At 66.9% G+C, this 13,401-nt stretch carries 16 protein-coding genes; 5 read left to right on the plus strand and 11 right to left on the minus strand.

Annotated elements, in window-relative coordinates; all coding sequences use genetic code 11:
* Positions 1–55 precede the first annotated feature (55 nt).
* Positions 56–349: a hypothetical protein gene (locus EGD98_RS10720; RefSeq protein WP_220588370.1), complete on the minus strand. Its 294-nt coding sequence runs from the start codon at positions 347–349 to the stop codon at positions 56–58.
* A 112-nt stretch (positions 350–461) separates the two neighbouring features.
* Between EGD98_RS10720 and EGD98_RS10725 the strand changes: the two genes are divergently transcribed.
* Positions 462–872: a DoxX family protein gene (locus EGD98_RS10725; RefSeq protein WP_236039460.1), complete on the plus strand. Its 411-nt coding sequence runs from the start codon at positions 462–464 to the stop codon at positions 870–872.
* A gap of 13 nt (positions 873–885) precedes the next feature.
* On the opposite strand, the gene EGD98_RS10730 is transcribed toward EGD98_RS10725, so the two are convergent.
* Entirely contained in the window at positions 886–1,095 is a 210-nt protein-coding gene (locus tag EGD98_RS10730) for a hypothetical protein (protein WP_220588371.1), read from the minus strand.
* 238 nt (positions 1,096–1,333) lie between these two features.
* Here EGD98_RS10730 and EGD98_RS10735 point away from each other — a divergent pair, with 238 nt between their 5' ends.
* The 3 genes from EGD98_RS10735 (at position 1,334) to EGD98_RS10745 (ending at position 3,737) form a co-directional block, all read left to right on the plus strand.
* Positions 1,334–1,948 carry a class I SAM-dependent methyltransferase gene (locus EGD98_RS10735; RefSeq protein WP_220588372.1) on the plus strand — a complete coding sequence of 205 codons (615 nt, stop codon included), beginning with the start codon at positions 1,334–1,336 and terminating at the stop codon, positions 1,946–1,948.
* A 165-nt stretch (positions 1,949–2,113) separates the two neighbouring features.
* A complete protein-coding gene (locus EGD98_RS10740; protein ID WP_220588373.1) occupies positions 2,114–2,854 on the plus strand; it encodes a ZIP family metal transporter in 741 nt (246 codons plus the stop codon).
* Positions 2,855–2,978: 124 nt separating this feature from the next.
* Complete coding sequence (locus EGD98_RS10745; protein ID WP_220588374.1) at positions 2,979–3,737, plus strand: halocyanin domain-containing protein; 759 nt, start codon at positions 2,979–2,981, stop codon at positions 3,735–3,737.
* A gap of 222 nt (positions 3,738–3,959) precedes the next feature.
* Here the strand turns inward: EGD98_RS10745 and EGD98_RS10750 are convergent, their stop codons facing one another.
* Positions 3,960–4,838, minus strand: a complete 879-nt coding sequence (locus EGD98_RS10750; RefSeq protein ID WP_220588375.1) for a ubiquinol-cytochrome c reductase iron-sulfur subunit — start codon at positions 4,836–4,838, stop codon at positions 3,960–3,962.
* A gap of 254 nt (positions 4,839–5,092) precedes the next feature.
* On the minus strand, positions 5,093–5,842 hold the full coding sequence (locus EGD98_RS10755; protein ID WP_220588376.1) for a sugar phosphate isomerase/epimerase family protein: 750 nt from the start codon (positions 5,840–5,842) through the stop codon (positions 5,093–5,095).
* 156 nt (positions 5,843–5,998) lie between these two features.
* Here EGD98_RS10755 and EGD98_RS10760 point away from each other — a divergent pair, with 156 nt between their 5' ends.
* Positions 5,999–6,616: a class I SAM-dependent methyltransferase gene (locus tag EGD98_RS10760; RefSeq protein ID WP_220588377.1), complete on the plus strand. Its 618-nt coding sequence runs from the start codon at positions 5,999–6,001 to the stop codon at positions 6,614–6,616.
* 39 nt (positions 6,617–6,655) lie between these two features.
* Here EGD98_RS10760 and EGD98_RS10765 read toward each other — a convergent pair whose 3' ends face one another.
* From EGD98_RS10765 to EGD98_RS10795, 7 genes are all read right to left on the minus strand, one after another.
* A complete protein-coding gene (locus EGD98_RS10765; protein WP_220588378.1) occupies positions 6,656–7,048 on the minus strand; it encodes a winged helix-turn-helix transcriptional regulator in 393 nt (130 codons plus the stop codon).
* Between the two features lie 152 nt (positions 7,049–7,200).
* Positions 7,201–7,989: an alpha/beta hydrolase gene (locus tag EGD98_RS10770; protein ID WP_220588379.1), complete on the minus strand. Its 789-nt coding sequence runs from the start codon at positions 7,987–7,989 to the stop codon at positions 7,201–7,203.
* A 6-nt stretch (positions 7,990–7,995) separates the two neighbouring features.
* A complete protein-coding gene (locus tag EGD98_RS10775; RefSeq protein WP_220588380.1) occupies positions 7,996–8,412 on the minus strand; it encodes a DoxX family membrane protein in 417 nt (138 codons plus the stop codon).
* 279 nt (positions 8,413–8,691) lie between these two features.
* Complete coding sequence (locus EGD98_RS10780; protein WP_220588381.1) at positions 8,692–9,672, minus strand: glutathione S-transferase family protein; 981 nt, start codon at positions 9,670–9,672, stop codon at positions 8,692–8,694.
* Positions 9,672–10,508 carry a DsbA family oxidoreductase gene (locus EGD98_RS10785; protein ID WP_220588382.1) on the minus strand — a complete coding sequence of 279 codons (837 nt, stop codon included), beginning with the start codon at positions 10,506–10,508 and terminating at the stop codon, positions 9,672–9,674. Before EGD98_RS10785 ends, EGD98_RS10780 begins: the two co-directional genes overlap by 1 nt.
* A gap of 102 nt (positions 10,509–10,610) precedes the next feature.
* Positions 10,611–11,462 (minus strand): eIF2B alpha/beta/delta subunit family protein, encoded by an 852-nt coding sequence (locus tag EGD98_RS10790; RefSeq protein ID WP_220588383.1) that lies wholly within the window; start codon positions 11,460–11,462, stop codon positions 10,611–10,613.
* A 752-nt stretch (positions 11,463–12,214) separates the two neighbouring features.
* The gene (locus EGD98_RS10795; RefSeq protein WP_220588384.1) at positions 12,215–13,399 is read right to left on the minus strand and encodes a site-2 protease family protein; all 1,185 of its coding nucleotides are present in this window, start codon (positions 13,397–13,399) and stop codon (positions 12,215–12,217) included.
* Between the last annotated feature and the right edge of the window lie 2 nt (positions 13,400–13,401).

A 13,401-nucleotide genomic window follows, 5' to 3' on the forward strand; every position in this document is an offset into this window, starting at 1 on the left:
GCTACCTCCGGTGGCGCGAGGCGGCGAATCCAGCTGCAACGCTCCCCGGCGGGGGTCACTCCGACTCGAACATCTCGTGGTCGGTGACGAGGCTGACGACCTGGAGGGCCTTCCGGGCGGCGTCGCCGTCGCCGTCGACCCGGTCGGCTGGCACGCGGACGCTCTGGATGCGCCACTCGTCGGTCTCCTCTCGTCCCATCTGTACGTCGCTGCCCGGTAGTTCCGACTCGGCGAGTTCCCGCGCCCAGTCGGGCGTCGTCAGGTCGTCGAAGTCGTCGGTCTCGCGGAACTGCACCTGGTAGTGGTCGTCGTCGCGGTCGACCGCCTTCACGGTCAGCTGTGAGCTCATGCGTACGTGGTGACGCTCCGTGCTGATAGCCAGTCGACTTGCGAGTGCAACCACGACGCGTGGGCTGTCCTACCCCAAACTGCTTCACTGCTGTCGCCGTAGCGGGGGACAGATGTCTGGTCGCCTGGCGCCACTCAAACGCCCGCTGCTGTACGTGATGGGTCCCGGCTACGTCGTCGCTGGACTCCTGCATTTCGTCGTCCCGGAACTGTACGCACAGATTATCCCGCCGGTCCTGCCCGCGCCGCTCGCGCTGGTCTACCTCTCGGGCGTCGCCGAGGTCGCCGTGGGACTCGGACTCCTGTGGCCACGGACGCGACAGTACGCGGCGTGGGCGACTATCGCCCTCCTCGTCGCCATCTTCCCCGCGAACGTCTACATGGCGACCAGCGCGGTCGTCGTCACGGGGATGCCCGGCGGGGGTGACCCGTCCGCGGTCGTTCGATGGGGACGGCTGCCGCTCCAGGGCGTGTTGATTCTGTGGGCGTACTGGTATACGGACCCCGAGCTGGCGACAACGTAACGCCCGAACCACGCTACTCGGTCTCGAACTCCTCCTTGAGCGTTTCGAGCCTTGCCTGCACGTCCCAGACCTCCTGTGTCAGTTCCTCTATGGGTTCGCTGACGTCGTCAGCAGCGCTCTCCGTGGCGGCGGCCCACAGAAGGTCTTCGGCCTCGTCGAGATACCCGTCCGCGAGTTCGAGGGCTCGGAGCACGTCCTGGTCGGGCGATGGCGGGTCCCCCATGAATAGTCCAGTGGGCTCCGGCGTCATGGGCGTTCAGGTAGGCTCGATATTTGTCGCTGCAGCGGGAGCGCCCCACGTCCCGTCGACCCGGCGTCGAGTCCCGGCCACGTCGTCTCCGACAGTGCACACGTGGACAGCCTATTTGTCGCCAGTGGACGGAGATACCGATACGCCCACGCAGATGTCCACAGACAGTTCCGCGACCGACAGCCACACGGACGGTGCTCGTGACCGCCCCATGTCCAGTTCAGACATCGCCGGCCTCTACGACGACATGGCCGCCCAGTACGAACGCTGGGACTGGGCCAACCGGCTGTTCAGCGGCCCGCTCCGGAAGCGAGCGTTCGGCGAGGCCCGCGGCCGGGTGCTCGATGTCGCCTGTGGGGCCGGGACGAACTTCCGGTATCTGCCCGGCAGTGCCCAGCTGGTCGGTGTCGACGTCAGCGCCGAGATGGTCGAGGCGGCACGGGCCGAACTCGACGAGCTCCGCCGGGGTGGGACGGTGTATCGGATGGACGCCCAGGACCTCCAGTTTCCCGACGACAGCTTCGATACGGTCATCTCCGCGCTCTCTACCTGTACCTTCCCCGACCCGGTCGCGGCGCTGTCGGAGATGGCGCGGGTCTGCCGGCCCGACGGCCGTGTCCTACTGTTCGAACACGGTCGCAGCGACGTGGAACTCCTCGGCCGGTTCCAGGACTGGCGCGCCGACGCCCACTACGAGCAACACGGCTGTCGGTGGACCCAGGAGCCACTCGCACACTTCGAGGGGACGGAGCTGACCGTCCTCGAGAGCGAGACGCTGTTTGCTGGGATGGTCACCATCATCGAGGCACGGCCGGCAGCGGACTGACGGCCGCAGTACAGCGCCGCCGTCCCGCGCTCACGAACCGTCGTCGACCACTGCGCCAGAAATATTGACTTTCAAGCATTAGATATGTAACATGTGTGGCCTGAGCGACGGTGCCGTGGTTCGCTCGTCAGTCCCGGACGGAACGCGTGGACGCAGCGAGGTGCTATGACCTGGTTCGTAGCTGGGGCGGGCTGGCTGCTCCAGACCGGCGGCCTGCGCTCGAACCCGTGGTTCTACGCGGTGTTCTCGGCGAGTGCGCTCATCGTGGGTGCGGCTATCGGCATCTGGATACGTCCGGAGCGGCGCTGGCAGGCGGCGCTACTTGCCGTCGGTGGCGGCTCGCTCGTTGTCTCGCTAGCCTTCGAGCTGTACGAACCGGCGGTCCAGAACATCGGGAAGTGGCCCGCCTCGGGCTACTTTCTCGTCGGTGTGGCCGTCTTCGGCGCGCTCGATATCCTCATCGACATCCTCGCGAGCGACCAGTCCGAGGAGAACGGCTGGGGGCTGTGGGCGAGCGTGACGACCGACGGGATTCCCGAGAACGCCGCCATGGGGTCGCTGCTGGTCGGGACGGCTCCGGGCCCGCTCCCCTTCCTGTTCGCGCTCGTCGTCACCAACGGCTCCCAGTCGATGATGTCCGGGACGAACATGACCGAGAACCGGGGCGAGTGGCAGACGATGGGCGCGTGGGTCGTCACCGCTCTCGTCGTCGGTGCCGCTGTCTTGCTCGGGTACTGGTTGCTGCCGCCCCTGCCGGACTACTGGATCGGCGCCGTCCGGTCCTTCGCCGGCGGGGCCGTCCTCGCGTCGCTCGCCGCCGAGATATACCCCGACGCCTACGCGGAGGCCGGACCGTACATCACGCTGGCGACGGCCGTCGGCTTCCTCGGGACCTTCCTGCTGTGACCGCTGTCTTGGCGCTGGTGTGTCCCTTGCCGCGCTTCGATACGCCGCCCGTCGGGTAAACACTACTCGCCGGAATAGTAACAAATCCAATATATACAGGACAGTCGGTGCCCTATCGAATCGCATGGCATCTGGGAGTACGACCGTCTCTCGCCGGGCGTTCATGCTGGGCGCTGCTGGCGTGACGGCGACTGCGGCCACTGGTAGCGCGACTGCACAGGAGGGAACGCCCGCTGAAGACGGCACCCCGACGGGCACAGCAGGCGGGACACCGGCCGGGACGGAGGGCGGTAACGAGACGGGAACCGAGGCGGGCTCACCGGCCGAGGGTGGCGAAGGCGGTGGCGGCGGCCCGCCGGACTTCGGCGGCTTCCTCGACGACGTGGGGAACTTCGACGGCAGCGTCACCGACGCACAGGGGCAGGACCAGGTGTCGGTGGCGGTCGGCGCCCAGGGCAACGGCGGGGCCTTCGCCTTCGACCCGCCGGCGGTCCACGTCGACAACGGGGCCACGGTCGTCTGGGAGTGGACCGGCCAGGGCGGCGGCCACAACGTCGTCGAGGAGGGCGGCGACACTATCGATTCGGGCGAACCCGTCGCGACCGAGGGGGAGACCTACGAGGTAACCTTCGACACGGACGGCATCTACAACTACGTCTGTGAACCCCACGTGAGCCTGGGGATGAAAGGGTCCGTCGTCGTCGGGACCGACTATCCGACGGCCAGTGGCGGTGGCGGCGGTGGCGGCGGCAGCGACGTGGTTCAGGTGCCAAACAGCGCGAAGACGCTGGGTATCGCCACCACGCTCGTGGCGGCCGCGACGCTCGGGCTGACGTACGTGTTCATGCGCTACGGTGGCGACTACGAGATGGGCGAGCAGTAGCGAGGTCACGAACGGAGTGAGTGACCTCGTTACGGGCGAGCGGGGAACGTAGTGACCCGCGAGCCAGCGACGCGACTCGTTCCGTCGAGGCGATTCACTTCGCTCACGCCTCGGGCTCCCCGTTCCGTCGAGACATCTCCCTGTGGTCGATGTCTCGCTACTGCTCTCCGGCTCGTTCCACTCGCCGTTCCGCTTCGAGGTCGGCACACTGTGCCGACCTCGCTACTCCGACGATTCGCTCTCGCTCGCCGGCGGACGCGGCAGCGCGACGAACTGCGTCAGCACGGGGTTGAACGGGTCGTAGACGGACTGGTGGCACTGGCAGTAGATATCGTTCTCGGCGTTGAACGCGGCGCTGCCCGCCTGGGTCTTCCACCCGGGGACACAGCAGAAGTGCGTGCACTTGTTGAGCCAGGCGATGAAGCCCTCGGGGGCCGCTTCCGCGATGAACTGTCGAACGCTCCCCGGCAGGTCGCTGAACTCCCCCTCGCCCGCGGCCATCTGCCTGACACGGTTCGAGCGGATGAGCTGGACCGGGATGGACTGGACGTCCCCCTCCGAGCGCCACGTCGCGCTGGCTGGTTTACCCAGTCCCGACTGGCCGATACCGTTCCCCCAGGATTCGTACTCCTCGAACATGTCGACGGTCAGGGGCTCGCCCTGTTCGACGTCGCTCTGCCAGTCGTAGCTCCCCGGGCTGTTCCGCAGGACGTTGTCCTGGTCGGCCTGCGGACGGACGCCCGGCGCCGTCTGGGTGCCACAGTACTGGAACCACGCCGAGGAGTAGTCGATACCGCTCCCGCCGAAGTCCCGGGCGATGGCGACGCGTGCCTCGGGGTCGTACTCCGGCCAGACGCCGACGAGCTGGCCATCCTGTATCTCGATGGGGATGATTGGCATCCCGCGCGGGGCGGGCCCGTCGATGTTCTCGACGCCGAGGAACTCCGTCGTCCCGCCGCCCTCGCCCGAGGGGTCGGTGAGCGTATCGACCGCGGCCGCGCCGCCGGCCCCGACGGTCGCCAGGGCGGCGCTCCCGACGACGCCCGCGACGAAGCGCCGCCGGCCCGACTCCTCGGGATACTTGTCCTCGTCTAGTGGCATGGCGAGTCTCCTGCGAGGCCCCGACGGCCACCGTGGTCGCACACACCGCCAGCCATCCGCCGGGCGACGGCCTCTCGCCCACTGACCGGTCCCGCGCTGGCTGTTTCACTGGTCACTGTCGTCCGCCTGCGTTCCGGTCGAGACATTGGGGCAGTTACTACGTGCCGTGTGCGTATAGTCTCAACGAACTAACAATATGGCCGCACCGTGGCGTGGCCGCGTCCCGACACAGACGGGGCGACCGACAGCCGACCTCACCGCCGCTCGCCGAACCACGCCGCCGCGCGGTCGGCGCTGTCGCACAGGAGTGCCGCGTCGTCGGTGAACACCTCGACGGCGACGGTGCCGTCGAAGTCGTCGAGATACTGCCCGACTATGTCGCCGTCGACCTCGCCCGCGCCCAGTGGCATGTGGGTGTCGCCGCGCCCGCGCACGTCGTGGACGTGCAGGTGCGAGACGAGGTCGCCGTGGTACTTACAGAAGCGCTGGATGCCGTCGTTGCCGGCTTCCATATACGCGTGGCCCACGTCGAAACAGACCGAGGCGCCCACCTCCTCGGCGATATCGCCCAGTACGGAGAGCTGGAGTCCATGGCGCTGGTGGCCGACGTTCTCGACGACGACCTCCACGCCGCGGGCCTCGCCGGCCGCGACGATTCTGGCGAGCTGCTCGGCGGCCGTCTCACGCAGCCCGGTGTCGTACGGGTCCCGGACGGTCGCGTGCAGGACTGCCTTCCGAGCCCCGCGCTCGCTCGCCCAGTCGAGCAGGCGCTTCTGGTAGCCGACGATGGCGTCGTTTATCTCGGGCACCGGCGTCGCCACGTCCTGTTTGAACGGGAGGTGGACGACGAGCGACTGGTCGGCCAGTGCCGCGTCGAGGGTGGCGTCGTCGATAGATTCCGGGATGTCGATGGCCTCGCCCAGCCCGAACTCCACGAAATCGAAGCCCTCGGCGGTCGCTTCGAGCCGGTCGAGCGAGTCGCCGACGGTCACGCCGAACTCCATGGCTGTCGTTCGTACGCCGGGGATATGAGCGGTTCGTCAGCGTAGCGAGTAGTGCTTAGTTTAGCAGAAAGCAACTCAGAGAGCCAGAAAGCCCCCTGATCAAACACTGGCGACGCGACCGCCAGCTTATTTATCGGCAGCGGCCTCCCCGACAGTATGGACCCCGAGGACGTGCGTCGGGACTGGGCCGAGCGGTCGGGCAAGTACTCCCCGGAGTATTACGCCGATATCGGGCCCAACGAGGTCAGCGAGACGCTCCGTGACGTGCTGGGTCACTACGTCACCGACGACGCCGCTATCCTGGAGGTCGGCTGTGGCTCCGGCCGGCACCTCGAACAGCTCCGGCGCCAGGGCTACGAGAACCTCACCGGCATCGACATCAACGCCGACGCCTTCGACGTGCTGGCCGAGCAGTACCCCCGGCTCGACGCGACCGGGACGTTCCACGCCGGGGCGATAGAGGACCTCGTCGGGGAGTTCGACGACGGTGCGTTCGACGTGGTCTACACCGTCGAGACGCTCCAGCATATCCACCCCGAGGACACGTGGGTGTTCGAGGAACTGGCACGGATAACGGGCGACCTGCTGATAACCGCCGAGAACGAGGGCAACAGCCCACAGCGGGGCCGGGGCGAGACCGCGGTGAGTTACGTCGACGACGAGTTCCCGCTCTATCACCGCAACTGGAAGGACGTCTTCTCCGAACTGGGACTGGCGCAACTCATCCGCGAGCCGACCGACCGGGACACGATTCGCGTCTTTCGGACGCTGTGACAGTCCCAGCGGACAGATAAAACTGGACCGCTGACGGAGCTACGACGGCGACGCGTCTTCCCGGAGCCGACCGCCTGCGGGCGGCGACACGTCGTCCCACCGTCGTGCCCAGTCGTCCAGCTCGTCCAGCACGTCGAGCAGTTCCCGCCCCTTCGGGGTGAGCCTATAGAACACCGCCACCGGCGCCGCCTCCTCCATGCGACGGTCGACGATGTCGTCTTCGACGAGGGGCTCCAGCGCGTCCGAGAGCGTCTTCGAGCGGGCGTCGGTCGACTCTTTGAGTTCGTTGAACCGCTTCTCGCCGTCCCGGAGCGCGTAGACGACGTTGAGCCGCCACGGGGTCCCGATGCTGTCGACGGCCTGCACGACCGGGCAGGCCGACTCGTTGTGTCGCTCGACGGACGCCTGTCGCTCGCTGGTCTCGGCCGCCATCAGGTGCCCTCCCGCTGTCGAGCACCGGGCCGGTGGGTCGGTCGATTCGCCTCGGTGGTCGTCCGCGTTCGGTGTGCGTGCATACGTAGGGAAATCACACGACCGACAGGTGCATAAGGACTCGCAGGAACGCGATTCTGTTCGAAAAGTGACTATTCGGCCCGGCCGCGGAGCCACTCGACGGTCACGCGGTCCTGAACGCGCTCGCCGTCGCTGTAGACGGGGTCGCCGCCGGGCGTCTGGAACGCGTGGCCCGTGTCCTCGATGGTGTGGACGTCGGCGCCGCTCTCCGTCGCGACCCGCATCGTCGGCCCGTACGGGACGACATCGTCGTCGTCGCCGTGGACGACGAGTGCGGGCATCGACCGCTCGGCAAACTGCGACCCGGGGTCGAATCGGTGGAGTTCCTCGTACAGCACCCGCCCGAACTCGAACTCGCCGTCGAGCTGCAGTGACCCGGACGCTTCGAGTTCGGTCAGCTGTTCGCCGGTGAACTGCTCGCGGCCCCACGGCGCCTGTGGCTCCAGGAACGTGCTCTCGATATCGAGCACCGGGTTCCATAGCACGACCCCGCTGATGTCGTCGCGATACCGCTCCAGCGAGAGGCTGGTCGACACCGCGCCGAAGCTCTTGGCCACGACGAAGTACGGCCCATCGAAGCACGTCCGCATATGCTCGAACGCGGCCTCGAAGTCGAGGAGTTCGCCGCCGATGGTGACCCCTCGCGACAGCCCGTCGCTGTCTCCGTGGCCCCGGTAGCTGAACCGAACGGCGTCGAAGCCGGCCGCCGCGAGCCCCTCGGCGAGTCGCGTAAACATCCCACCCTCGTCCATGTCCTGTGTGATGCCGTGGGCCAGCAACACCGTGCCTCGAGCGTCACCCTCGGCCGGCCGGTGGGCTGTGGCGAGTTCCAGTCCGTCCGCCGTCTGGATTGCTGTCATCGGTGATTAGAGCCCGACTCCGACCGCCAGCGGCCACGAAAGCGACGACAGCGCCAGGAAGACCAGCGCGCCGCCCAGCAGTCCGACGTTCTTGAGGAAGTGGAACTCCTCGTTCTGTCGGTCCTGGCCCTCCATCGTCCAGAAGTCGTGCATGACCACGGTGATGGGCCCGAGGAAGACGAGTATCGCCGCCGCGCCGACGGCCGGGTAGACGCCCGCAAGCACCGACAGCGACCCCGCTATCAGCCCGACACTCCCCAGCGGCACCGTCACCGACGCCAGCGGTGCGCCCTTGCTCTTTGCGTACCCGACCGACGCTTCGAGGTCCAGCAAGTTCCCCACCGCGAGGTAGCTGACCACGAGCGCGAACAGCGCCCGGCCGACGAGGAACGCGGCCTCGGCCAGCGGCGACGTAAACGCCATCAGCACTCACCTCCTTCGTGAGCGGGGGCGGTTTGGGTCCGGTTCGAATCGACTGCGTGTCGAATATGGCTTCGTACCATCGTTGCAAATAGTGCAAGGGACCCCCGCATCATATATTTCAGGCAGCTTACACTAAATCAGGTTTCCCGCGATACACCTGGTTTTCTGCGAGCTATTCGATGGGTTGAAATGGGTTCTGAGGGCTCAAAAAGGGAGAAACGGCCAGGCTGCCGCGAACTGGTCAAAAATATAAAGCTTTTGACTTCTATTCCGATTCACTCACGACGAGGAGTCGCTGTCAGCGGCCAGAGCGGCCCGGCCGTGCGTGGCCGTCCAGTCGGCCTCCGGGCCGACCGGGACGAATCCGGTCGGGTTGATATCGGTGTGGCTCCGGTAGTAGTGGGCTTTCGCGTGGTCCATGTTGCAGGTCGCCGCGACCGTCGTGGACTCTGCATCGCCCGTCTGGTAGATGTCCCGCGCGTAATCCCAGAGATGGTCGAAATCGACGAGCGGCCGAACGTTGCATTTGAAGTGGGTGTGATAGACTGCGTCGAACCGGTACAGCGTCGGGAACAGGAACACGTCCGCGAGGGTCAGCTGGTCGCCGACGGCGTACCGCTGGTCGGCCAGCCGGTCGTCCCACCGCTCCATCGCCGTGAACAGGTCCTCGACGGCGGCCTCGTACTCGGCCTGTGAGTCGGCGAACCCGGCATCGTAGACGCCCGTGTTCACGCCAGCGTGGACGTCGTCGATGGCGTCGTCTATCTCCCCGCGCAGTGATTCAGGGTAGAGGTCCCGGTCGGCCGACTGGAACTCGGTGAACTCGGTCGCGAGCATCCGGGAGATGTCGGCGGACTCCTCGTGGACGATGGTTCCCGTCTCCCGGTCGACGAGCACGGGGACGGTGACCGGCCCGGTGTACTCCGGGTCGGCGGTCTGAAACACCTCGTACAGCCGCTCGGCACCGTGGACCGAGTCGGCCGTGCAGCCGTCTCTTGCGGGCGTAAACTCCCAGCCCGCGTCCCGGCGAACGGGGTCGACAACGTCCATCGACACGACGCCGTCCAGCCCAAGCAGCCGCCGGGTCAGCGCCGCGCGGTGAGCCCAGGGGCAGGCCCGTGAGATGTACAGGTGGTACCGGTCGGCCTCGGCGGGGAACGTCGCGTCCGTGGCGGCCCGAACGCGGCTGTCGAAGCTGTCGTGGTCGTACTCGTCACGGGTCGCGTCGGGCTTCCACTCGCCGTTGTCGAGGACCCCCATCAGCGGTCACCGCCGTCCCAGAATACGCCGTTTCCGCGCGGGTCGCGACGTACCGCCCCCTCGCCGTGGAGCGACTGGAGGACCTGCCTGGCCTTGCCGCGGTCGAGTTCGCAGCTCTCGGCTACCTCCTGGGTCGCGACGGGCCCGAACTCGCGGACGAACGCCCGGACCGACGGCGGCGCCGACCGGTCGAGTTCGGGGGCGACCTCACCAAGCGCGGCTTGCAGCTGGTCGTAGGACTGAAACCCGGCGGCGACGCGTTCGCCCTCGGGGCCGCTGACCCGGTAGGTCGGGAACGCCCGGACGCCGGCCTCGCGTGTCCGGGCGAGGTCCGTCTCGAACTGCTCCCGAGCCGTTCCATCCTCCAGCGCCCGTTCGAACGCGGCCACGTCCAGCCCCACGCGCTCGGCCAGCGCGACCTGCTCCCCACGCCGGCTGACGTTGCGGGCCTGCGTGGTGTAGGCCTCGCGGAGCGCCCTGAGGTATCGCTGTCCGTCGCGGCGGTCCTGCTGGCGCGCGGCGACGAACGCGATGCTCGCGGGATACGTCGACTCCGCGGGGTCGGTCTCGAAGACGGACGTATCGACCGGCATCCCGTGACGCTCCGACGCTTCCTCCCAGTGTGGGGCGACGTCGCTCGGCTTCGAGATGTCGTTGGCCGCGTCGTAGAAGCTGTCGAAGTCCTCGACGAGCCCGCCCATGACGTACTCGACCCCTATCTGGTCTCCGTACGTCGCCCGGAGATGCCGGACGACTGGTACCGAGCCCCAGCACCAGGTGCACATCGGGTCGGTGTACTGCGTTATCGTGACGCCGTCGGTGTCTGTGACAGACATGCCTCTCGCTTCCGGTCACGTGGGGATATATTTCAGGCAGACTACGGGAAAGCAGGTGTCGCAGACCGTTCGGGGTTACGTAGTGTAACCGATGTACCGCCCTCAGAACTCCATGACGGCGTTCTCGGTGACGACCGAATCGATGAGCCGCGTCGGCGTCGCGTCGTAGCCCGGGTTCGCGACCTCGAACCCCTCGGCGGGTTCGAGCATGACTTCGCTGGCCGGGCGGAAGGTGTTCTCGAAGGTAAAGCCGCTGCCGATGAACTTCGAGGACGACCCCACGACGGTGACCGGGACGCCGTGGCTGGCCGCCGAGGCGACGACCGAGTGGGTGCCGATGCGGTTGTACACCACGTCGTCGATGACGCAGTTCATCCCGACGAGGACGCGGTCGACTTCTTCCAGGTAGTGGCCCGCGGCGCCGTCGGTGATGAGCGTCGTCGCCACGCCGTCGCGCTCGGCGAGCTGTCGGGCGGTCTTCCGGCCCAGAAAGCGGGGTCGGGACTCGGTGACGAACGTCTCGACCTCCTTGCCCGCACCCACCACCTCGTCGAAGGTCGCCATAACGGTCGAGGAGTTCTCGTGGGTCAGCAAGACGTCGCCGTCGTCGACGAGTTCGGCGGCACGCTCGGCGGCGCGCTGCTTGCTCGATTCGACCTCCTCGACGACCGCCTCGATGGCCTCGACCAGCGCCGTTTTCGCTTCCTCGACGCTGTCGGCGTCGGACTCCTTTACGGCCTCGACGATGCGCTGCTGGGTCGTATAGAGGGGGGCATGCGAGCGGTTGGCCCGCTGGAGCGCCGAGGAGTTGCGCTCGACGACGCGATTGAAGTCCTCGACAGTGTGGCACTCCCGCTCTGTCAGCTCACGCAGCGCCTTGGCGGCCTTGACGGCCACGATAGAGGAGCTCTGGGTCTGCATCTCCTCTATCTCCCGGACTGTTTCGTCTATCATGTACGTACATGCGGCCGACGGGAATAAGGACCTTCCCCCATCCAGTCGCCGTTCTAGAGGTAGCTGGTTCGGGTGTTTCGAGCCTTGAAAGCCACAACGCACCGCTAGCTCCAACTGATCACGACACCGCGAACCGCCAGAAAGCCCCGCTAGTAGTCGTCGTCAGAGACACCGCGAACCGCCAGAAAGCCCCGCTAGTAGTCGTAGTCAGAGACACCGCGAACCGCCAGAAAGCCCCGAGCGGCTACGGTCCCGCGGCTCGCTGCGCGCTTCACTCGCTTCGCTCGCTCCAGTGCTTGCGTCGCCGAGGTTCCCGTAGCCGCTCGCCCCTTTCAGCCCCACCCATGCCGGTTGGCCAAATAGCGTTGGGTGGGGCTGAAAGGGGCGCTTGGCTAAACGACGGCGGCTGACGCAAGCACCGCAACGTAGTGAGGAGCGCAGCGAAGCCCCCGAGTTTAGCCAAGCGGGGCTTTCTGGCGGTTCGCGGTGCCATGCTCAATCGTTGCTAGCGGGGCTTTCTGGCGGTTCGCAGTGCCATGCTCAATCGTTGCTAGCGGGGCTTTCTGGCGGTTCGCAGTGCCATGCTCAATCGTTGCTAGCGGGGCTTTCTGGCGGTTCGCGGTGCCATGCTCAATCGTTGCTAGCGGGGCTTTCTGGCGGTTCGCGGTGCGGGTAACACTCTCCACTGCTAGCGCGGTATTCGGGCGGTTCGAGACAGCGTTCACCGAGCGGAAATCGGTCCTCACTGCGTGCTAGGACTCCATGCGTCGGAACTGGTTCGCGCCGAGCCCACTTTCCTCGCTGGAGCGCAGGATGGAGAGTGCGGTCATGATGTCCGAGCGGGTCAGCAGCCCCCGGAACTCGCCGTCGGCGTCGGTGACGACCAGCCGCCCGACGGAGTTGTCCTGCAGTTCGTTCAGCGCGTCCATCACGTCCAGTTCGGGCGTGACAGTGACGAGTTCCGTGGTCATCACGTCGCGGACGGTGTAGGCGTCGCGTTCGACTTCCTTGACGGCGCGGGCGTCTTCCAGCGTGACGAGCCCGACGACCTCACCGTTGACCTCGACGGGGTAGCCGGTGTGGCGTTCGCGGAACATCGTCCCGATGAGCTCGCGGACCGACACGTCGGGCGTGACCGTGGTGACGCGGTCCGCCGGCGTCATCACGTCCCGGACCTGGACCCCCTCCAGGTCGGCCCGCATCGACGTCTCGCGGGCCTCCCCCGCGGCGCCGATGTAGATGAAGAAGGCCAGCCCGGCGAGGAAGATGTTGCCCGCGACGAAGAGGCCGAAGAGGCCCAGCATGATGGCGAATATCTTGCCGACCTCCGCGGCAATCTTCGTCGCTCGCGCGTACGGCCGAGTGCGGGCCAGCAGCGCCCGTAGCACGCGCCCGCCGTCCATGGGGAACCCCGGTAGCATGTTGAATATCGCCAGCGCGATGTTCATGAGCGCGAGATAGGCAAAGACGAAGCGGGCGGACTCGACGATGGTCGACTCCGTGCCCGGCAGGACGAAGAAGGCACCGTACGACAGCACGCCGAGCCCGACGCTGACGATGGGGCCGGCGACAGCGATAGCGAGTTCCTGCTTCCAGTCTTCGGGCATCTCGGTCAGCTGGGCGACGCCGCCGAAGAGCCACAGCGTGATCGACTCGATTGGGAAGCCGTAGCGTATCGCCACCACCGAGTGGCCCAGTTCGTGGAGGACGACGCCGGTGAAGAGGCCGACGGCGGCGACGACACCCAGGACCCAGACGAGGTTCCCGTCGGTCAGGAGGACGGGGTCGAGCCCGGCACCCAGCGACCGGTTCAGGAGGTCGGCCGTCTGCTCTATCTGTGTCCCGATTATCCACGCGAACAGCGGGAGGACGAGCAGGAAGGTCAGGTCGAGCTGGATGGGGATGCCGAAGACGCTCCCGATGCGGAACCGTCGCATAC

Source organism: Haloarcula salinisoli (assembly GCF_019599405.1).
Lineage (GTDB): Archaea > Halobacteriota > Halobacteria > Halobacteriales > Haloarculaceae > Haloarcula > Haloarcula salinisoli.